The 18,157-nt window shown below is 42.8% G+C and carries 21 protein-coding genes and 1 riboswitch; of the genes, 7 read left to right on the top strand and 14 right to left on the bottom strand.

The annotated features are described in order from the left end of the window. Positions 1 to 20: 20 nt before the first annotated feature. The 4 genes from GPK60_RS02990 to GPK60_RS02975 form a co-directional block, all read right to left on the bottom strand. On the bottom strand, positions 21 to 1,199 hold the full coding sequence (locus tag GPK60_RS02990) for a phosphoribosylaminoimidazolecarboxamide formyltransferase (RefSeq protein WP_173866260.1): 1,179 nt from the start codon (positions 1,197 to 1,199) through the stop codon (positions 21 to 23). A gap of 99 nt (positions 1,200 to 1,298) precedes the next feature. Further along, complete coding sequence (locus tag GPK60_RS02985) at positions 1,299 to 2,012, bottom strand: IMP cyclohydrolase (protein ID WP_022118078.1); 714 nt, start codon at positions 2,010 to 2,012, stop codon at positions 1,299 to 1,301. 128 nt (positions 2,013 to 2,140) lie between these two features. Further along, a riboswitch (ZMP/ZTP riboswitch) is annotated at positions 2,141 to 2,220 on the bottom strand. A 27-nt stretch (positions 2,221 to 2,247) separates the two neighbouring features. Further along, a complete protein-coding gene (locus tag GPK60_RS02980) occupies positions 2,248 to 2,730 on the bottom strand; it encodes an 8-oxo-dGTP diphosphatase (protein WP_173866262.1) in 483 nt (160 codons plus the stop codon). A gap of 97 nt (positions 2,731 to 2,827) precedes the next feature. After that, on the bottom strand, positions 2,828 to 3,004 hold the full coding sequence (locus GPK60_RS02975; protein ID WP_022118076.1) for a DUF6472 family protein: 177 nt from the start codon (positions 3,002 to 3,004) through the stop codon (positions 2,828 to 2,830). Between the two features lie 408 nt (positions 3,005 to 3,412). Between GPK60_RS02975 and GPK60_RS02970 the strand changes: the two genes are divergently transcribed. After that, complete coding sequence (locus GPK60_RS02970; protein ID WP_022118075.1) at positions 3,413 to 3,649, top strand: helix-turn-helix transcriptional regulator; 237 nt, start codon at positions 3,413 to 3,415, stop codon at positions 3,647 to 3,649. A 162-nt stretch (positions 3,650 to 3,811) separates the two neighbouring features. Further along, the gene (locus GPK60_RS02965) at positions 3,812 to 4,213 is read left to right on the top strand and encodes an amino acid-binding protein (protein WP_179966580.1); all 402 of its coding nucleotides are present in this window, start codon (positions 3,812 to 3,814) and stop codon (positions 4,211 to 4,213) included. A gap of 521 nt (positions 4,214 to 4,734) precedes the next feature. Here GPK60_RS02965 and GPK60_RS02960 read toward each other — a convergent pair. Further along, entirely contained in the window at positions 4,735 to 5,490 is a 756-nt protein-coding gene (locus GPK60_RS02960) for a copper homeostasis protein CutC (RefSeq protein ID WP_022118432.1), read from the bottom strand. After that, complete coding sequence (locus GPK60_RS02955) at positions 5,487 to 6,896, bottom strand: putative ABC transporter permease (RefSeq protein ID WP_173866264.1); 1,410 nt, start codon at positions 6,894 to 6,896, stop codon at positions 5,487 to 5,489. Before GPK60_RS02955 ends, GPK60_RS02960 begins: the two co-directional genes overlap by 4 nt. Before the next feature lie 354 nt (positions 6,897 to 7,250). On the opposite strand from GPK60_RS02955, the gene GPK60_RS02950 reads away from it, so the two are divergent. Further along, the gene (locus tag GPK60_RS02950) at positions 7,251 to 8,003 is read left to right on the top strand and encodes a YoaK family protein (protein ID WP_173866265.1); all 753 of its coding nucleotides are present in this window, start codon (positions 7,251 to 7,253) and stop codon (positions 8,001 to 8,003) included. 118 nt (positions 8,004 to 8,121) lie between these two features. On the opposite strand, the gene GPK60_RS02945 is transcribed toward GPK60_RS02950, so the two are convergent. Beyond that, positions 8,122 to 9,123: an aldo/keto reductase gene (locus tag GPK60_RS02945; protein WP_022118435.1), complete on the bottom strand. Its 1,002-nt coding sequence runs from the start codon at positions 9,121 to 9,123 to the stop codon at positions 8,122 to 8,124. A gap of 140 nt (positions 9,124 to 9,263) precedes the next feature. On the opposite strand from GPK60_RS02945, the gene GPK60_RS02940 reads away from it, so the two are divergent. The 3 genes from GPK60_RS02940 to GPK60_RS02930 all read left to right on the top strand — a co-directional run bounded on the left by GPK60_RS02940 (position 9,264) and on the right by GPK60_RS02930 (position 11,515). Further along, entirely contained in the window at positions 9,264 to 9,692 is a 429-nt protein-coding gene (locus GPK60_RS02940; protein WP_173866266.1) for a MerR family transcriptional regulator, read from the top strand. 49 nt (positions 9,693 to 9,741) lie between these two features. Then, positions 9,742 to 10,020, top strand: coding sequence for a type II toxin-antitoxin system HicB family antitoxin (locus tag GPK60_RS02935; RefSeq protein WP_022118437.1), 279 nt, complete (start codon positions 9,742 to 9,744; stop codon positions 10,018 to 10,020). Positions 10,021 to 10,144: 124 nt separating this feature from the next. Continuing rightward, the gene (locus tag GPK60_RS02930) at positions 10,145 to 11,515 is read left to right on the top strand and encodes an NCS2 family permease (RefSeq protein WP_173866267.1); all 1,371 of its coding nucleotides are present in this window, start codon (positions 10,145 to 10,147) and stop codon (positions 11,513 to 11,515) included. A gap of 148 nt (positions 11,516 to 11,663) precedes the next feature. On the opposite strand, the gene GPK60_RS02925 is transcribed toward GPK60_RS02930, so the two are convergent. From GPK60_RS02925 to GPK60_RS02895, 7 genes are all read right to left on the bottom strand, one after another. Continuing rightward, a complete protein-coding gene (locus tag GPK60_RS02925; protein ID WP_022118439.1) occupies positions 11,664 to 12,371 on the bottom strand; it encodes an HAD family phosphatase in 708 nt (235 codons plus the stop codon). Continuing rightward, complete coding sequence (locus GPK60_RS02920) at positions 12,368 to 12,919, bottom strand: prolyl-tRNA synthetase associated domain-containing protein (RefSeq protein ID WP_215658817.1); 552 nt, start codon at positions 12,917 to 12,919, stop codon at positions 12,368 to 12,370. Before GPK60_RS02920 ends, GPK60_RS02925 begins: the two co-directional genes overlap by 4 nt. Before the next feature lie 70 nt (positions 12,920 to 12,989). After that, positions 12,990 to 13,472, bottom strand: coding sequence for a low molecular weight protein-tyrosine-phosphatase (locus tag GPK60_RS02915; RefSeq protein WP_173866270.1), 483 nt, complete (start codon positions 13,470 to 13,472; stop codon positions 12,990 to 12,992). Between the two features lie 181 nt (positions 13,473 to 13,653). Beyond that, entirely contained in the window at positions 13,654 to 15,786 is a 2,133-nt protein-coding gene (locus GPK60_RS02910) for a hypothetical protein (RefSeq protein ID WP_215658816.1), read from the bottom strand. A gap of 114 nt (positions 15,787 to 15,900) precedes the next feature. Beyond that, complete coding sequence (locus GPK60_RS02905) at positions 15,901 to 17,181, bottom strand: site-specific integrase (protein ID WP_215658815.1); 1,281 nt, start codon at positions 17,179 to 17,181, stop codon at positions 15,901 to 15,903. After that, complete coding sequence (locus tag GPK60_RS02900; protein ID WP_044941017.1) at positions 17,181 to 17,390, bottom strand: excisionase; 210 nt, start codon at positions 17,388 to 17,390, stop codon at positions 17,181 to 17,183. Before GPK60_RS02900 ends, GPK60_RS02905 begins: the two co-directional genes overlap by 1 nt. A 109-nt stretch (positions 17,391 to 17,499) precedes the next feature. After that, positions 17,500 to 17,709, bottom strand: coding sequence for an excisionase (locus tag GPK60_RS02895; protein WP_117449272.1), 210 nt, complete (start codon positions 17,707 to 17,709; stop codon positions 17,500 to 17,502). 227 nt (positions 17,710 to 17,936) lie between these two features. Here GPK60_RS02895 and GPK60_RS02890 point away from each other — a divergent pair. Next, the coding region (locus tag GPK60_RS02890) for a transposase (RefSeq protein WP_215658814.1) at positions 17,937 to 18,157 on the top strand (221 nt) is incomplete at its 3' end.

The raw sequence follows: 18,157 nt of genomic DNA, 5'->3' as shown, positions 1-18,157 counted from the left end.
TCGTCAAGCTTTTTTCGATTTTAGTGATGGAACAGACGGATTCCTGTAAATGCCATTGCCATATTATATTTATCGCATGTCTCGATCACCAGGTCATCTCTTACGGATCCGCCCGGCTCTGCAATATATTTTACACCGCTCTTATGAGCACGCTCGATGTTGTCGCTGAACGGGAAGAATGCATCAGAACCAAGTGTTACGTCCTGCATCTGATCCAGCCATGCACGTTTCTCTTCTTTTGTGAATACTTCCGGTTTTTCGGTAAATACTTTCTGCCATGCTCCGTCAGCCAGTACATCCATATACTCGTCTCCGATGTAAACGTCGATCGCATTGTCACGGTCTGCACGGCGGATGCCTTCGATGAACGGCAGGTTCAGAACTTTCGGGCACTGACGCAGCCACCAGTTGTCAGCCTTCTGTCCGGCAAGGCGTGTGCAGTGTACACGGGACTGCTGTCCGGCACCGATACCGATCGCCTGTCCGTCTTTTACATAGCATACGGAGTTGGACTGTGTGTATTTCAGTGTGATCAGAGAAATCTTCAGGTCATTTAATGCATTCTGCGGAATGTCTTTGTTTTTTGTCACGATGTTGGAGAGCAGCTCATCGTCAATCTTCAGATCCTGACGTCCCTGCTCAAAGGTAACACCAAATACCTGTTTGTGCTCCAGTTTTGCCGGCACATAATTTTCGTCGATCTGGATTACGTTGTAATTTCCTTTTTTCTTCTGTGCCAGGATCTCCAGTGCTTCTTCGCTATAACCCGGAGCGATCACGCCGTCGGATACTTCACGTTTGATCAGCATGGCAGTGTCTTTGTCGCAGACATCGGACAGTGCAATAAAATCTCCGAAAGAAGACATACGGTCTGCACCTCTTGCTCTTGCATAAGCACATGCCAGCGGTGAAAGATCACCCATGTCATCTACCCAGTAGATTTTTTTCAGGACATCAGACATCGGCAGACCGATTGCTGCACCTGCCGGTGAAACATGTTTAAAAGAAGTCGCTGCCGGCAGTCCGGTTGCCTCTTTCAATTCTCTTACCAGCTGCCAGCCGTTAAATGCATCCAGGAAATTGATGTATCCAGGTCTTCCCATCAGCACTTTGATCGGAAGGTCACTGCCGTCTGCCATATAGATCTTAGATGGTTTCTGATTCGGGTTACAGCCATATTTCAGTTCTAATTCTTTCATTCTGATTTCCTCCTGACGTTTCATAATATACGTTAATTCATAAGAGTTAATTCATAAGATGCCATACGAATTGTTCCGTACTTCGTACTCTCACAATTCTTATCTGTTTTTATTTACGATCTTTGTCTCATATTTTCCGGTTGCGATGTCGATGTAACGTACAAACAGGGAGACTTTGTTATCCTCATTCAGACTGTTCCACAGGGTTTCGGTAAATGCTTCCATATCATCCGGAATTGCGATCAGTTTCGGTTCTCCTTCGAAACTTGGCAGCGGATTGCCGTCGCACTTATAAGTATGGATGAAATGTCCTTCGCCTGCCACACAGTTTTCATATGCAAACGTGTAGCGGTTGCAGGAATCCGGATTTCCGTTATTGCTCTTTAAAATCGACATTGCATAGCTGTATTTTCCGTTTTCGATGTGCATGATACCGGAGATACGCGGTGTATAGTTCGGTGCATCCGGCTCAAACTCACGGCTTCGAAGAGACTGTTCAAATGTAAGCTGACGATCCATGCCTTCGTAGATGGTATCGGTCTGATCTCCGTTTGTAACGATCGTCTTGTTTCCCAGCACACGTACCGGTGCGTAGATGATCAGGCTCGGGTCAACCAGCTTGGAAGGATCAAATGCCTGTGTTCGGATGCCTTCTCCATCCTCCACAAAGATACGGTTGCGGCTGTTCTCGCTTCTTCCCATGATAAAATAAGCGGTCACTGCCTTTGTACCATCCTTGGATCTTCCAATGATGATACCTCTTCCCGGATAAGAATTTTCCTGAAGTTCTTTTTCAATCGATAACATTTCCATGTTTGCATTCTCCTTTTCTTTTCACTCTCAACCTGCTTTAAAGCACTGTGCCAATCCACAGAACATTTCATTTTGCCAAAAATCCGAATTCAGACCAAGGCAAAAAAAATGTGCCGCACACTCCAAGCAAGATCTGCCCAGACGGTCGACACTTTTACCCTTATACTCCCTGTGGTCTATTCCACTTCCGTCAGTCGTATAATTATTTAAACCTTACCATTTCCCTGAAAAAAAGTCAACCTTGATTTTCGGTTTTCAGCCTTTTTCCATCCAGCACTGCCTCGGTCAGCACATCGCCCCGGTATTTCAGTTTCAGAGAAAAAAACGGATGCTCTTCTTTTAAAAGTTTAAAAAAGATTTTATCGCCTTCCCAGAGGTTCAGCCTTTCAAGCTCACTTTTCTTTACCCACTCCAGCGTTCCTTCATCGCAGGTGATCATATCCCCTTCAAAGCCATCCGCCGTGTAAAGACACATATATTCCGTTTCCCATGCATCTGAAAGAAACGTGACCAGTCCCCGGAAACGCCAGGAAGTGAGCGTAAGCCCTGTTTCTTCCTTTACTTCACGGAGCAGACATTCTTCCGGCGTCTCGTCCTTCTCAAAATGCCCGCCGACCCCGATCCACTTGTCTTTATTGACATCCACCTCTTTTTTGATGCGGTGCAGCATCAGATAGCGGTCATCCTTTTCCAGATAACAAAGTGTTGTAAGTCCCATTTTCTGTCTTTTCCTCCCTTTCCCGGTGCATGACGTGCACCTCGCAGCAAGAATGCCAGAGGCATTCTTGAATTAAGTTTCATACCTGCATATTTCCCTACATCTGCTTGCGGACAACTGCATATTCATCATCCAGCCGATAATATGGGCAACAATAGTGGCTGTCCTCCATAAAACGCACCAGCTCATCCTCATCAAGATTCACTGTACAGATGGATTCTTCACAGTCCTCGTCATATACATAATTCACACAGGTTTCACAGTCATTACGCATCGCTTTCTCCCTTTCTCAATTTCCGTAAAACTGATACAGGCATCCCGTCTGATTTTTATACTTTCTGTTCTCGGTTCTGGAATTGCCTGCTCTGTGTTCATCTTATCTTTTTTTCTTTTTTCTGTCAATGCCAGGAATCCAGGGTATCATGTTTCTGCTTTTTGGCTCTTTTACGACATATTTTGTCCTGTAAAGGCACATGCTGTCCTTTAACGGGACAGCCCTTTTTCAATTTTCGTTTACCATGTGTTTGACCAAACAATTTCCGCATGAATTCAAGTCGAACGCACGTGAGACTTGGCACGCGATTCTGGTCAGCCTGGCTGACATTTGCCTGACAGAATCGCTGTGCAATAAAGGGTTCAAGGAGACCTTATGAATTGTTTTACCAAAAAAAGGAGGACTTATATGCCGCGAATTATAGAAGGAAAAGAAATGAACCTGATCGGCGACCGACTCCGGGTTCTGCGAAAAAAACATCACTTAAGCCAGCAACAGCTTTCCGAACGTCTGGAAACACAGGCTGTTTATATCTGCCGCGGTTCCATTTCAAGAATTGAGGACAAAAGTCGAACCGTCACTGACATTGAACTAATGGGACTTGCAAAAGTACTTGGTGTAAAAATTCAGGATCTGTTTGAATAGTGTTATTTTCCCACTGCAAAGCATTAACTTATTGACTTATTGTGCAGAAACTCTTACAATGGATAGATGAGCAGGATGCGAATTTTTCTTTACTCGAGAGCCATTCGCATACATCAAAACTACGATATATTCATTTATTCTTGAATTAGGAGGATTTTTATTATGCAGCAAGTATCTGTATTTGCAGAAAACCAAAGAGGTATGATGGAAAAGATCACAGGTGTTCTTCGCAGTGAAGATATCAATATCCTGGGATCGGTAACAAATGACAGTGCCGAATACGGTATCGTCCGCATGGTCGTATCCAATCCGGCAGCAGCCGTAGATGCTCTGACAAAAGCCGGTCTTCTGTGCCATCTTACGGAAGTAGTCGGCGTGGAACTGATGGATGAAGTCGGAAATCTGAACCAGCTGCTCCAGGCACTTTCCGAGAGCAATATCAATGTAAATTACCTGTACCTTTCCTTTAACCGCGAGACAGGCATGCCGATCATGGTATTCCATTCCGAGGATATTATGGAAGTGAAAGCCTGTATCGAACGCAAAGGGTATACAGTATTGTAAAGATTTACCGTTGGTTTCCTGGCAGATGTAAAGAATTGAAATGCCGGGTGTTTTAAAATACTGTTTGCAAATGAATAGTATTGCATATGCAAATGAACGAATTCCCCGAAGGGCACGTAAAAGTGCCTTCTTGGGAATTGTTCATTTTGCACATTGCCGTACATTTTTGAACAGCCATAGTTTTTAAAATCATAGCGTTCCGCTTCAGAAACAGCGGTCAGGCCAGGAGCTTTTGGCAATGTGCAGACGAACTGCATTGCAAAATATAGTGCATAAAATAATATAGCCATGATGAATTCGAAAACAAATCGCTCTGACGGTAGCGAGGCTTCCGTCGTGAGGTTTGCGATGCTGCCGCCCCAAGGAGCCGCTGTCTGAGCCTCGAAGAGGCGAGTTTAGGCGAAGGGCGGCTAACAGGCGAGCGAACAGAACAGGAAACGCAGCGTGTCAGGAGATTGTTTTTGGATCATCATGGCGTTATATATTTTATAAAATCATTTCTATGGCGTTCATTTGCACATTTAAAAACTCGCCGTAAATTGATCCAGCACTTCTCTGGCTTCTTCCACCTTCTTTTCATCAGTTCTCCAGATTTCGAATTCACTCATCGACGGCAGTCCCATATTGATCCCTTCTTTTCGATAAACCATACGGCTGTCCAGTGTCATTTTCCCAGACATATGGAAGGTCGTGATCCCGGTCTTTGGTGCCAGATAGCGAATCGCATCTGCATCGATTCCGGCTCCTGCCATGATATCAACTTTTCCGTCTGCTTTCAGGGCAAGCTGTTTTAAGATTTCTACGCCTTCTTTTGCACTTTTTCTCTGACCGGATGTAAGAATGGTATTTACACCCAGTTCTTTTGCCGTCTCCAGAGCTTCAAACGGATCACGGCACACATCAAATGCACGATGCAGTGTGATGCTCATATCTCCTGCTGCATCGATCATGCGTTTCATCGCTTCGACATCCAGTGTTCCATCCGGCTTTAAAGCTCCGATCACGGCCGCATCTGCACCAAGCTTTCGGAAAGTACGGATATCTTCGCATAAAATATCAATTTCATGTCTGGTGTAACAGAAATCTCCAAAACGCGGACGCATCAGTGCATGGATGCGAATATCCATCTGATTTTTAATTTCCTGAAACAGGGCTGTCCCCGGAGTCACTCCGCCGATCACAAGTCCCTGACAGAGTTCCAGTCTGTCTGCTCCGCCGTTTTTTGCTGCGATTGCAGATTCTACGCTGTCTACACAGCACTCTAAAATACCCTTCATGACGATTTCCTCTTTTCTTTCATATCTTTCTGTGATACCGGTTTACCATCTACCACGGTCTTTGCATTCGGATAAATCTGCTCCATTCGTTTATCCGGGAAATGTTTGTCTAAAAATTTTTCCAGATCCGTACGGCTGTCCTCTACCGCCGCTGTCATCTGCGGCGTTTTCTGAAGACTCCCCTGCTGTCTTTGATTGTAACGGTTTAGAGCCAACGTTGACATGCCGGCATTGAAGATCATAAACAGGATCAGTATCCAGGTCAGAATATTTCCTGTTTTTATCGGAATTTTTTCGATCAGATTCGAAAGTTTCGGATAGATGATCTTCAGCCAGACTACTGCGGCAATCCCCCAGAAAAAGCAGAACAGCAGATTGATCCTGCCGCCAAGATTAAAAGGCAGCTTACTGTAATCCCAAAAAACCGTCCCGAAAACCAGCTCGGTAAATACGCTGCAGGCATATTCATAAGCCCCGCCAAGCACCGTTCCAAGCATAAAAATATAACGGTCACTTTTCTCTTTATATTTATAAAGCAATGCCGTGAACATCGCACAGCCAAGTCCCCATACAATACTGAATGGACCATAGACCACGCTGCTTCTGCTCATCCATCGCCCCATGGAATAACGGCAGAAAAGCGTCTCCACAAGATCTCCGATAAAAGCCCCGATCAGAAACAGCCAGAAAATCTTGAAAAAGCAGCAGCCTTCCGCAAATACCGTCTTTTCTTTTTTCGTATTTTTCCTGACGGATTCTTTGATATTCTCTGTCTTAATATTCGGATATGCCCGCATCATACGCTTCTGTATCCGGACAGTTATGGCATTGCCAACGTTTTCCGATACTTTTTGCATATTTTCATTGAGCTGCATGATCCTTCGAAGTTTGATCTTCAGCTGTAAAACAGCGATCACAGAACCAAGGAAATCAATCCCCATCAGAATATACGCTACGATCAGGATAATCCTTCCAATAAAATGCGGGATCTGTTTTAAAATCTGCAGGATCAGAGGATTGGCAAATTTCATCGTCACAACGATCGCCGCACCGAAGATCAGCAGATGCCAGATTCCAAAATATCCCTCGTACTGAAAACGATTCTTACTGTAATCCCACCATTTCCGATGAAAAATATGCTCCAGGATCAGCCCTGTCATAATGGACACGAACGCTGCCAGAAGTGCTCCTCCTATAAACAAGAAAAAAATCCGATGCCGCAGTTCCGGCAGGAAAATACAGCACAGTACGGCACAGACACCATACGACAGGCAGAACGGCATGTTCATAAAACCGGTATTTACAAATTTTCGGTTACGTACGGCATTTGCCACAACGCCTGCACACCAGCCGGCAAAAGAATAAATCAGAAAGAACCAGCAAAGTTCGTAAAATGTATAGACCAATTTATTTTCCCCTTTTCTCTTTTTCTTATGTGTGTTACTATATAAAGATGCCAGGGTCAAAATGTCGTTCTTTTTTATAACGAAACAATTCACAGGCATCATTGATGTCAAAAGATTTTTGACTCTGACAGACAGTATACCTGTAAACAGGATTGCTTGCAAGAGAAAAACCGATTCGTTTTATTTTTATATAAAAATAATATAACTGTTATTTTAAATATACATTTTACATTTTTCTATTTCTCTGTATACTAAGGGACGGACTTTGAAGCGATGTCCCTGAATCCTGATGATCCCAACACAGATGCGTGAGCATCTTTATACCCCCGAACCAAGAAAGGATGGCGGCAGCTTATGTTTGATAAGTTATTTTTTACAAAAAACGGTCAAATATCGGAATCACTGGCTTTAGGAATTTTTCTGACTCTGGCAGGCGGTTTCCAGGATGCGTATTCTTACAACGTGCGTGATCACGTGTTTGCAAATGCTCAGACTGGAAACATTGTATTGCTCGGACAGAATATCGCTTCCGGAAACCTGATGCATGCCCTGCGTTATCTTCTGCCGCTTGCCGCTTTTTTTCTTGGTGTATACCTTACGGAATGGATCAAGCATTTTTATAAAACCAGCGTCAAGATCCATTGGAGGCAGATTGTTCTGATCATAGAAATCCTGATCCTCGGGATCACCGGATTTCTGCCGAATGAACCTACCCTCAATGTGATCGCGAACATCATGCTTTCTTTCGCCTGTGCCATGCAGGTCGATACCTTCCGCAAATTCCGCAGTATTCCATGTGCAACAACCATGTGCATCGGAAATATGCGAAGTGCGACCGAATATCTCTGCCTGTACCATATCAGCAAAGATCCGGCGATGAAATACAAAAGCATACACTGTGGATTTATTATTCTGGTTTTTGCGATCGGTGCCGCTTTCGGTGCCTCCTGCTCCGCCTGGTTTGGCGTAAAGGCAATCTGGATCGCCATGGCCATGCAGGTAGTCGGATTCTTTATGATGTTTGCACATCAGGATATAGAAGCATTCGAGAAATTCGAAGAAGAAGAAAAAGAAAAGATCCGTCAGACACACGCCAGAAAAAAATAAACATGAAACTATGTTTATTGCTTACCTGCATATATGTTTACTACTTACTCACACGAAAAAAGGAACTGCCGACTGTAGTTCCTTTTTTCGTTTTCAAACTTTCTACCTTCCCGGTATTTTATTTTGCGTGAGGCAGACTCAGCTCATCGATCTTCTTCCGTTCTTCTTCTGTGAAATCTGCACTTTCCAGAACTTTCAGATTATCAAGGATCTGTGTTGTCTTGGATGCACCGATCAGCACGCTGGTCACTACATGGTCTTTTAATACCCATTTCAGTGCCATCTGTGCCAGGCTCTCACCTCTCTGTTTTGCCAGTTCGTTCAGTCCACGGATACTTGCCAGTTTTTCTTCCGTCAGCTGATCTGCTTTTAAAAATCTTCCGTCCGTTGCAATACGGCTGTCAGCCGGGATACCGTTCAGGTAACGGTCTGTCAGAGTTCCCTGTGCCAGAGGGCTGAATGCGATGATCCCTTTCTTTGCTTCTGCTGCTGCCTGTTTCAGTCCGTTCTTCTCGATCGTACGGTCAAAGATGGAATAACGGTTCTGGTTGATGATATACGGGCAGTGCAGGTCTTTCAGAATTGCTTCTGCCTGCTTCATATGCTCTCCGTCATAATTGGAAATGCCTGCATAGAGTGCTTTTCCGCTGCGGACGATCTGTGCCAGTGTCTCCATGGTCTCCTCAAGCGGTGTCTCCGGATCCATGCGATGATGATAGAAGATATCAACGTATTCCAGCCCCATTCTTTTAAGGCTCTGATCCAGACTTGCGATCAGATACTTTTTGCTTCCCCAGTTTCCGTAAGGGCCATCCCACATCACATAACCGGCTTTTGTACTTACCAGGATCTCATCACGGTAAGCACCGAGATCTTCTTTTAAAATTCTTCCGAAATTGCGTTCTGCACTTCCCGGTTCCGGTCCGTAATTGTTTGCAAGGTCAAAATGTGTGATTCCATGGTCAAATGCAGTAAAACACAGTGCTTTCATATTTTTGTAATCGCAGTGTGTTCCAAAATTGTGCCACAGTCCGAGAGACAGCTCCGGAAGCAGCAGTCCGCTGTTGCCGCATCGGTTATACTGCATGGTTTCATAACGTTTTTCGTCTGCCTGATACATAGTAATTTCCTCCTTATGATCTCATGGCAATGTCTGCCAGTTCTTTGCAATCTTTCTTTTTACTCTTTACAAACGATAACACTTCAAGTACACTTGAAGTCAAGAACTTTTTCTATATTTTTGCATAAAGGAGACGCGTCATGGATACCTATACAATAAAAGAAGTTTCTGAAATGTTCCATCTGCCTTCTTCTACCCTTCGCTATTACGAAGATCTTGGCATCCTTACAAACGTCGGACGCAGCAAATCCGGCCAGCGTGTCTATATACAGGGACATATCAACCGTCTGAAGACCATCTGCTGCTTTAAGAAAACCGGCATGTCGATTGCCAAACTGCAGCAGTTTTTTGCCTGCGAAGAAGACGAATCTGCTCATATCGATGAGATTTTAAGTCTGCTGAATGACCAGCAGGAACACATTCTGAATGAGATCAGCCAATATCAGGCTTCTCTTACACATCTGCAGCGAAAACTTCATTATTATACAGACATCAAGACAAGTCTGGAAAATGGAACTCCGCTGCCAAAATGGGCAGATTACCGAGAGTATGCAGAACAGGCAAAATAACGGCTTGACCTTAACATTATTAAATTTATTTATCCGGAGGTATTTTACTATGAAATTTATTTATCCTGCTATTTTCAGCAAAACAACCGAAGGCACCTTCGAGGCCCGTTTCCCGGACCTGGAATGCTGCACGGCAACCGGCGAGACACTTGACGACTGCATTGAAAATGCAAATCAGGCTGCCTATGACTGGATCTATGTCGAACTGACCGAGTTTGATTCTGAGCTTCCGCCGATCACCGACCCGGATGATCTGGTGCTCTCTGACAACGAAACATTGCGAAATATTTCCGTAAATATTCGCCTCACCGATGGCTGGGACGAATAAATACTCTGACAGTTCCATACTATTTATAAAACAGTTGACATAACTTCTTGCAAAATCTTTCCCTATCCATTAAGATAAAAAGGTATGTTAATTCAAACCTGAGGAAAGGAAAGGTAGAAAACACATGGAAAAGTTCTTCAAACTGAAGGAAAATGGTACAAATGTCAGTACCGAAATCATGGCCGGAATCACAACATTCATGACGATGGCCTACATTCTCGCAGTAAATCCTAACATCCTGTCTGCATCCGGCATGGATCGCGGTGCGGTATTTACTGCAACGGCATTATCAGCTTTCATCGCCACCTGCCTGATGGCACTGCTGTCAAACTATCCGTTTGTTCTGGCTCCTGGTATGGGACTGAATGCTTACTTTGCCTACACCGTTGTCCTTGGTATGGGATATACCTGGCAGGCAGCACTCGCAGCCGTATTTGTAGAGGGTATTATTTTCATCGTTCTCTCTCTTACAAACGTACGTGAAGCGATCTTCAATGCAATCCCGATGAATCTGAAACACGCCGTATCGGTAGGTATCGGTCTGTTTATCGCATTTATCGGTCTGCAGAATGCAAAAATCGTTGTAAACAATGACTCCACACTGCTTGGTCTGTTCTCTTTCAAGGGTTCTGTTCAGGCCGGAACTTTCAATTACGAAGGTATCACCGTCTTGCTTGCTCTGATCGGTATTCTGATCACTGCGATCTTCCTGATCAAGAACGTAAAAGGCGGTATTCTCTGGGGTATTTTGATCACCTGGGGACTTGGAATCATCTGTCAGTTCACCGGACTTTATGTTCCGAATGCAGACGCTGGTTTTTACAGCCTGCTGCCTGACTTCTCAAGCGGTTTTTCCATTCCGGCTCTGACACCAACCCTGATGAAAATGGACTTTTCCATTGTATTCTCCCTTGACTTTGTTGTCATCATGTTTGCATTCTTGTTTGTAGATATGTTTGACACTCTTGGAACCCTGATCGGTGTTGCTTCCAAAGCAGATATGCTGGATAAAGACGGAAAGCTGCCGAACATCCGCGGTGCCCTGCTCGCTGATGCCGTTGGTACTTCCGTAGGTGCTATGTTCGGTACTTCTACCGTTACCACATTCGTAGAAAGTGCATCCGGTGTAGCAGAAGGCGGACGTACCGGTCTGACTTCCCTGACAGCAGCGATCCTGTTCGGACTGTCCCTGTTCCTGTCCCCGATCTTCCTAGCAATCCCGTCTTTCGCAACGGCTCCTGCCCTGATCATGGTTGGATTCTTAATGCTGACCTCTATCACGAAGATTGATTTTTCTGACTACACAGAGGCTATTCCATGCTTTATCGCAATCATTGCCATGCCGTTCATGTACAGTATTTCAGAAGGTATCGCTATGGGCGTTATCTCCTACGTTGTACTGAATATTGCGACCGGAAAGGCAAAAGAAAAGAAGATCAGTATTCTGATGTATGTTCTGGCTGTGCTGTTCATACTGAAGTATGTTGTTCTGTAATGTAAATGATGTTGGGATCAAAAGTCCCAAACTATGATGCCTGCGGATTGTTCCGTGCGTCGCACTCCCACAATCTTTCTACGCTCCGCTTCGGCCGGCACAAAACCATTGTCCACCGGACAATGTGTGCCCTCGCGGAGCGTTTATCTTAGTCGGAGATTGCACTCCCACTAAGACAAATTTGTTGCTCGCCACTTATATCTTCTCCGACTAAGATAAACTGTTTTAGATCCGTCAGTGTCGGCACACATGCATACAGCATATCTTTGATCTCTTCATCCGGCTGTGTCAGATCCGGAACCATAACCACTTTACATCCGGCCGCACAGGCACTTTTGATGCCGTTTGGTGAATCCTCAACCGCCATACATTCTTCCGGGGCAAGTCCGATCTGACTGCATGCATATTCATAGACATCCGGTGCCGGTTTTCCGTGTTCCACCATCGGTGCACAGACAATCTTGTCAAAATACTCATACAGTCCAAACTGTTTCAGATAACGTGTCGTTCTCTCCAGATCACTGGCCGTTGCAACTGCACGGTGTATATTCTTATCTTTCAGATAAGTAAGAATCTCAACTGCCCCCGGTTTTATATCCACTTTGACTGTCTTCAGATATTCTTCCATAATTTTTCTTCGGTAACTTCTTACTGCTTCATAATCCAGGTTCGGATCATTCACCATTTTTTTCAAATACTCGGGTGCATATGGCCTCCCCAGAGACCTCAGTGTCAGAACCTGTTCCCTCGTAACCTTATATCCGAAATGTTCCAGAGCCTTTGGCCAGAACATAATATAATATTTCTCCGTGTCCAGTAACGTGCCGTCCATATCAAAAATAACTGCTTTTATCATTTGTTCTCTTCCCCCGTCAGTTTTACGACCGTCATCTTATGATGCATCGCTTTCATCACTGTATCAAACATATCTTTTGTTTTCACACGGATACTGGAAGTATTCACACACGGATGACATCCGATCCATTCTTCCTTGAGCAGATCCTCATCCACCAGAAGACGTACTGCATTGTCTTTGTCATTCATCAGTCCCATAATGCTGACCGATCCCGGCGTAATATCCAGATATTTTTCCATATATTCCGCCCCCGCAAACGAAAGTCTCGCACTCCCGATCTGTTTTGAGAGTTCTTTCGTCTTGAACACCTTGTCCCCCGGTATCAAAAGCAGATAAAAATCCGTCTTCTGCCGGTTGCACAGAAACAGATTTTTGCACATTTCCACGCCAAGTGCCTCATCGACCTCTTTGCATGCTTCCATTGTAAAAGCTGCCTCATGATCCATCCTCTGATAATCTACACCAAGACCATCCAGAAAATCATAAGTACGGATCTCCTTGTCCATTCTGCCTGCTGCATCGGCAGGTCTTCCATTCTGTAATTCCATGTTGTTGTCTCCTGTTATTCCTCTGTATACCTCCGCGATCCGCCGGAGGATACAGCAATCCTGTGAAAAATCAAATCCCTCCACTGATATAAGCTAAAAGTCCCCTGCATCCACGCAGAATATCATCGTAAGTTGCATCAAAATCCCCTGTATACCACGGATCTGCCACGTCACGTGCCGCTGACAGCTGATGCGTCTTCTCATAATCCGCAAAAGAAAGCATCTTATAAATCTTATGCTCCTCATCACCGCCCACAATCCGTGTCATGTTTCTTATATTAGCAGAATCCATTCCAATAAGAAAGTCAAAATTTTCATAATCCTGCCGCGTCATCTGCCTCGCATGATGTGCAATCAGCGGAATCTGCACCTGTCGCAGCTTGTTTCTCGTTCCATAATGCGGCGGATTGCCGATCTCCTCACGGCTGGTCGCCGCAGAATCAATCTCAAAGCAGTCTTCAAGCCCTGCCTGACGGACCAGGTAAGTGAAGACACTCTGGGACATTGTGCTGCGGCAGATGTTGCCGTGGCAAACAAATAGTACTTTTATCATTGTTTTGTTTCTCCTTGTTTTGCCCCGGAATGCCCTGTTTTGCAAGGGATTCTGAGAATTTGTAAAATGTGTGTTTTAGCTGGCATCTTGGCAAAACAGAGCAAGATGGAGCAAGTTATTGCGGGCTGTTAGTAGTAAAGTTGGTAATAAAACGAGGTATACTCACTACTAAGGATTATTTTCAATCTAATAATAATTCTCCTTCTGGATAATATGCACTGCGATTTGTCCAAGTCATACCTATTTGCTCGTATTCAATATGATTCTCCGAAACATCCTCATCAATAAATTTAACACACTTGCATCTCAAATAGTCGGCACCACATTTAGTACACTTACTATTTTTTACCCACTTAATCGGTGCACAAATTATCTTATTATCTTTAAGATATGATGCTTCTTCCTTAGAAACAGCTAATTCTACTATTTCCTCTTTCCCTTCCCACCTAGTTCCAGAAATATATTTTGGATGAACTACATATCTATCAAAGCAAACTACATCTCCATAAATCAATGTGAATTTATTAGGTCTATCCCCTGCGTTTCCAAAATTATTATTTTCAGTGTATAGTCTTTCTACCAAATCATTAAAAGTATCTTTTCTCTCTTCCAATGAATCTTTCAAAGTAGAAACATAATCTGACACATGCCCCGCAAATGATAATTGTACAGCTTCATCATGCTCGTTAAGCATAATTCCAACCGATAGTAATCTGTTGTCGCCATTTTTGTTCCAAGCATTACATAAATCATATATTGCTTCCAACACTGTATATATAGTTTCCAGAGTTCCACAACATATCGTGGGAAAATTAGTTACTGTATCCCCAAACTCTATCATTGTAGTAAATGGCATTCTTAGCTTAATTCCCTTTCTTATAAGTAGCTTAAAAAAGGTAATTGAATCTGCTTCTAATATCTTTACTCGTTTTTCCTCATTACATATAAACTCATCCTTGTTTATAATTCGTACATCATAACTATCTGAAATATCTATTTTGGGTGAATATCTAAAGAAAATTCTCAATCCATCTCCTTTATTCAAATCAACTGGAATAAACTTGTTTGATCTATCTACTATAGAATTTCTTTGTGCACTCTCTTTTTTTATTTGTTCATATTTCTCATCTATTCCACCAAAATACTGGCCAATCAATGAATTTTCTCTATAAAAGCTACTAATCAATTCTTTCCATAGTGATACCGAAAAATCATTGTCAATTCTCCAAAGTTTAATATACTTCGAATTTTTTCCACATTTACTAATATCATTTTTTTTATCAATACGTTCAAGAATATTTTCTTCATTATATAATCTTATTGCACCATCAAGATGCGTAGGTAATCCTGTACTTGGATTCAACATGCTATGAACATATCTACACCCCCAAAGCATAGTATTTCCACCGTCAAATGAAACATTTTCTCTATCACATAATTCCTCACATTCAAAAGTTCTAGTTCCATCTTGCTTATGCCAATAAAATTGTGTTCCCACAATGTTCGAAAAAAGATTGTCATAATGTTCATTTTCATAACAAGTCACACCCTCTGGTATTAATTTCAAATCTTCACTAAAATAAGGCCCCCTAATATATTGATATTCTATTTCAGGATGCTCTGTTCCCGGAAGTCCTACCATATCCATATCTAGTGCAACTTTAACATTTAGGTTAGGAATATCTCTTAACTTCTCAAATGAAACAAAAAATTCTTCATTGGTAGAATTTAATATCGATAATGTTCTTCTAAAAAACTGATGTGCAAACAACAGATACCCATCTTTAAAATATACACCTGGAATCAAAACTCCTTTTTCTCCATCCGTTGTGGTTGAATATACAGATTCCAATTCATTAATATCCGTAAGACCATCTTTAAAGTTATTTATCCACTCTGGAAATAATCTTTTTACTATATCATTATCTTTTATTGCTACCGCTTGTCCTATAGGAGCTACCCGGAACGAATCCGTAATTACATCTTTTAACTTTCCAACTAATGAATCAATTTCATCTCTATGAGCCTCGCAAAACTGTTGATAATCATTTACCTCTATCATTTTTCGTAACATCTCATGTTCTTCAGTCGTTTCCATGATAGCACCTTCATTAGTAACATACGCTTTACCTGGTTCCATATAAACTCCAGTTAGCCTTGTATATCCTATAGGTTTCGTTCTATCGTGTCCTATATTCATAGGTATCGTTCTATCCCAAGTATCGCGATATGCTTTTAAAATTGTACTTAATGGAATAAAATGGTTTTTTCTATTAAGTCCATCTGTCATAGCAACTCCCTGATACACTTCCATTTATCACCATCTCTTTTCATATAATTATCTAAATTATATTATATCGTCATTTTCACTTCTTTTCCACAGAAAAATAACGCCCTAGCCTAAGCCAGAGCGTCATCCTTTTCCATATTAAACTACCTTAAACATTTTCTGCGACATTGGTTTCTCTTTCTTCTGCTCAACCTCCGGCTGTGCTTTCCTAAACTCTTCCATCCGTTTCAATTCTTCCTCAGCGTCATCGAATCCGATATGCGTGTACACATTCATTGTGACTGATATATCCGAATGCCCCATGAGGTACTGCAGCGTCTTTGGATTCATTCCCGATTTTGCCATATTCGAGCAATAGGTATGTCGGCATACATGAGGCGTAATGTTTGGCATCTGCACCCGGTAAATGTCATTGTACCTTCCAACCATATGATTAAAACGATGTTGCCAGTGCATTGCCACAAGTGGCATTCCATTATCATCGTAAAACAGGAATCCGCTATATCCATCTATGGACTTCTCCACTTTCGGTGCATTTCTGTCCTCGATGATTGCCTGAAACATCTGTGCCACATCCTCCGTGATTGGTAATACTCTTGTTCCGGCATCCGTCTTTGTAGTTTCTATGATGTATCGCATATCCGATGTTCGTTGCAACTGGTGGTCAATATTTACAGTTCTGTTCTCAAGATCAATGTCCTTCAGCGTCAAGCCACAAAATTCTGATATTCGCATTCCCGTATGAAATAATATGTACACCACTTCATAATATTTACAGTACACCACATCGTCATGCACAAACTTTAAGAACTTTCTCATCTGATCTTTTATGATTGCCTCTCTTGTAACTGCATCATTTACCAATACTCCGGCAAGCTGAAATCCGAATGGATTCTTTACCAGAATGTCATCATCCACCGCCATCTGAAAGGCCGGGCGCAGCACTCCTCGGATGGTATGAATGGAACTGTAGCTTTTCCTATCTTCCTGCTGCAATTTAATAAGGAATAGCTTTGCATCGGAAGTTTTCACACTTCGTATCGCCTTTTTGCCAAATGCTTCCTTCGCAAGTAATCTCTGCACTATTACATATCCCTGTTTTGTGCTTTGCCTTACTCCGGTCTTTGTTTTCAAATATCGGTCTACCAGTTCACATACTGTCATCTGTCCGTCTACGATATTTACAAGCAAATCCAAGTCTGTATTTACCTGTTTTTCCAATTCACGAAGGGAAAGGCATGGTTTCTTGCCCTTTGGAAGTTTGTCCGTAGGCTCTAGTTTCCAACTGTATACAAAATGTGGTTTTCCATCAATGTGATATTTATATTGATATTTTCCGTCTGCTCTTATGCTTTCTCCCGGTCTTAATACTCTGCGTTTGGAGTCCCGCCTTGTCTGTCCTCTTCCTGCCTTTGCCATTATACCCGCCTCCTTAGTTCTGGATGGTTACGCAGATACCTTTCAAAGGCTACACGAAGAATCAGCTTGCGTTCTCCGTAGTATGCTAGAAAATCTTCCCCATCCGTATTATTCAATAAATCATAAAATTTTCTCCGGCTCAGAACAAAATATTCAATTGCCTCAGAAGGATTCAAAATATCCTTTTCTGCTAAACTTGGTCTTGCCATAAAAGTACTTCCTTTCTGCCAAAAGTGGCTGTTTTCAAGGGTTTTCGGGGTCATCCTATGTTCGCTCTTACGCCCTGTAATAGCAACTACTTTCGGCAGATAAAAGGAACTATATTTCTGAAGAATTAAGAATAAATTCTTCGAACTTCGGGCGGATAATGAGGAATCGGTTTCCACAGTACACCGCCACCGTTCCAAGGTTATCCTCTGCAATTCTTCTCAGTTTCTTTATACCAATATTAAAATAAGCTGCTGCCTCCTTGATGGTGAGCATATACTTCTCACTAACAGGAAGCGTTTCATTGCTTTCTGCATTCATAGTATCTCTCCTTCCGACAAGGTGGTCACACAGCTGACTCCTTTGTACTATTTTTCCTTTTTTGTCATTTTTACTCTGATTCTGTGATATTTGCCCCCAGGGGCGGTCTGAATCTCTGTCACCTTTTATGCAGGGCAACGGTGCCGCCCCTTCACGCACAAAAACTGCGAATTTAAACGGGGTATTAACCCCCAATACAGCTAAATACCATACAAGGGGTGTTTATTATGTTAAGGCGATATGAGTTGAACGATGATGAATGGAACCGCATTGTGAATCTACTTCCCCCCGAAAATACAGGCAAGCGGGGACGTCCACGAAAGTGTAATCGCACAATCTTAAATGGAATGGTTTGGATTGCACGCAGCGGTGCACCCTGGCGTGACCTTCCGGAACGTTATGGACCATGGGAAACCGTTTACAGTCGCTTTCGTAAATGGATTGAAGA

The organism is Ruminococcus sp. MCC718 (assembly GCF_018783905.1).
GTDB lineage: Bacteria > Bacillota > Clostridia > Lachnospirales > Lachnospiraceae > Hominisplanchenecus > Hominisplanchenecus faecis.
The sequence above is the reverse complement of the archived record's forward strand: the minus strand, read 5'-3'. Positions and strand labels throughout refer to the sequence as shown.

Excerpts from the sequence above, each read along its gene's own strand:
- GPK60_RS02990 (WP_173866260.1), bottom strand. The coding sequence starts at position 1,199 with ATGAAAGAATTAGAACTGAAATATGGCTGTAACCCGAATCAGAAACCA.
- GPK60_RS02985 (WP_022118078.1), bottom strand. The coding sequence starts at position 2,012 with ATGGAAATGTTATCGATTGAAAAAGAACTTCAGGAAAATTCTTATCCG.
- GPK60_RS02980 (WP_173866262.1), bottom strand. The coding sequence starts at position 2,730 with ATGGGACTTACAACACTTTGTTATCTGGAAAAGGATGACCGCTATCTG.
- GPK60_RS02975 (WP_022118076.1), bottom strand. The coding sequence starts at position 3,004 with ATGCGTAATGACTGTGAAACCTGTGTGAATTATGTATATGACGAGGAC.
- GPK60_RS02970 (WP_022118075.1), top strand. The coding sequence starts at position 3,413 with ATGCCGCGAATTATAGAAGGAAAAGAAATGAACCTGATCGGCGACCGA.
- GPK60_RS02965 (WP_179966580.1), top strand. The coding sequence starts at position 3,812 with ATGCAGCAAGTATCTGTATTTGCAGAAAACCAAAGAGGTATGATGGAA.
- GPK60_RS02960 (WP_022118432.1), bottom strand. The coding sequence starts at position 5,490 with ATGAAGGGTATTTTAGAGTGCTGTGTAGACAGCGTAGAATCTGCAATC.
- GPK60_RS02950 (WP_173866265.1), top strand. The coding sequence starts at position 7,251 with ATGTTTGATAAGTTATTTTTTACAAAAAACGGTCAAATATCGGAATCA.
- GPK60_RS02945 (WP_022118435.1), bottom strand. The coding sequence starts at position 9,123 with ATGTATCAGGCAGACGAAAAACGTTATGAAACCATGCAGTATAACCGA.
- GPK60_RS02940 (WP_173866266.1), top strand. The coding sequence starts at position 9,264 with ATGGATACCTATACAATAAAAGAAGTTTCTGAAATGTTCCATCTGCCT.
- GPK60_RS02935 (WP_022118437.1), top strand. The coding sequence starts at position 9,742 with ATGAAATTTATTTATCCTGCTATTTTCAGCAAAACAACCGAAGGCACC.
- GPK60_RS02930 (WP_173866267.1), top strand. The coding sequence starts at position 10,145 with ATGGAAAAGTTCTTCAAACTGAAGGAAAATGGTACAAATGTCAGTACC.
- GPK60_RS02925 (WP_022118439.1), bottom strand. The coding sequence starts at position 12,371 with ATGATAAAAGCAGTTATTTTTGATATGGACGGCACGTTACTGGACACG.
- GPK60_RS02920 (WP_215658817.1), bottom strand. The coding sequence starts at position 12,919 with ATGGAATTACAGAATGGAAGACCTGCCGATGCAGCAGGCAGAATGGAC.
- GPK60_RS02915 (WP_173866270.1), bottom strand. The coding sequence starts at position 13,472 with ATGATAAAAGTACTATTTGTTTGCCACGGCAACATCTGCCGCAGCACA.
- GPK60_RS02910 (WP_215658816.1), bottom strand. The coding sequence starts at position 15,786 with ATGGAAGTGTATCAGGGAGTTGCTATGACAGATGGACTTAATAGAAAA.
- GPK60_RS02905 (WP_215658815.1), bottom strand. The coding sequence starts at position 17,181 with ATGGCAAAGGCAGGAAGAGGACAGACAAGGCGGGACTCCAAACGCAGA.
- GPK60_RS02900 (WP_044941017.1), bottom strand. The coding sequence starts at position 17,390 with ATGGCAAGACCAAGTTTAGCAGAAAAGGATATTTTGAATCCTTCTGAG.
- GPK60_RS02895 (WP_117449272.1), bottom strand. The coding sequence starts at position 17,709 with ATGAATGCAGAAAGCAATGAAACGCTTCCTGTTAGTGAGAAGTATATG.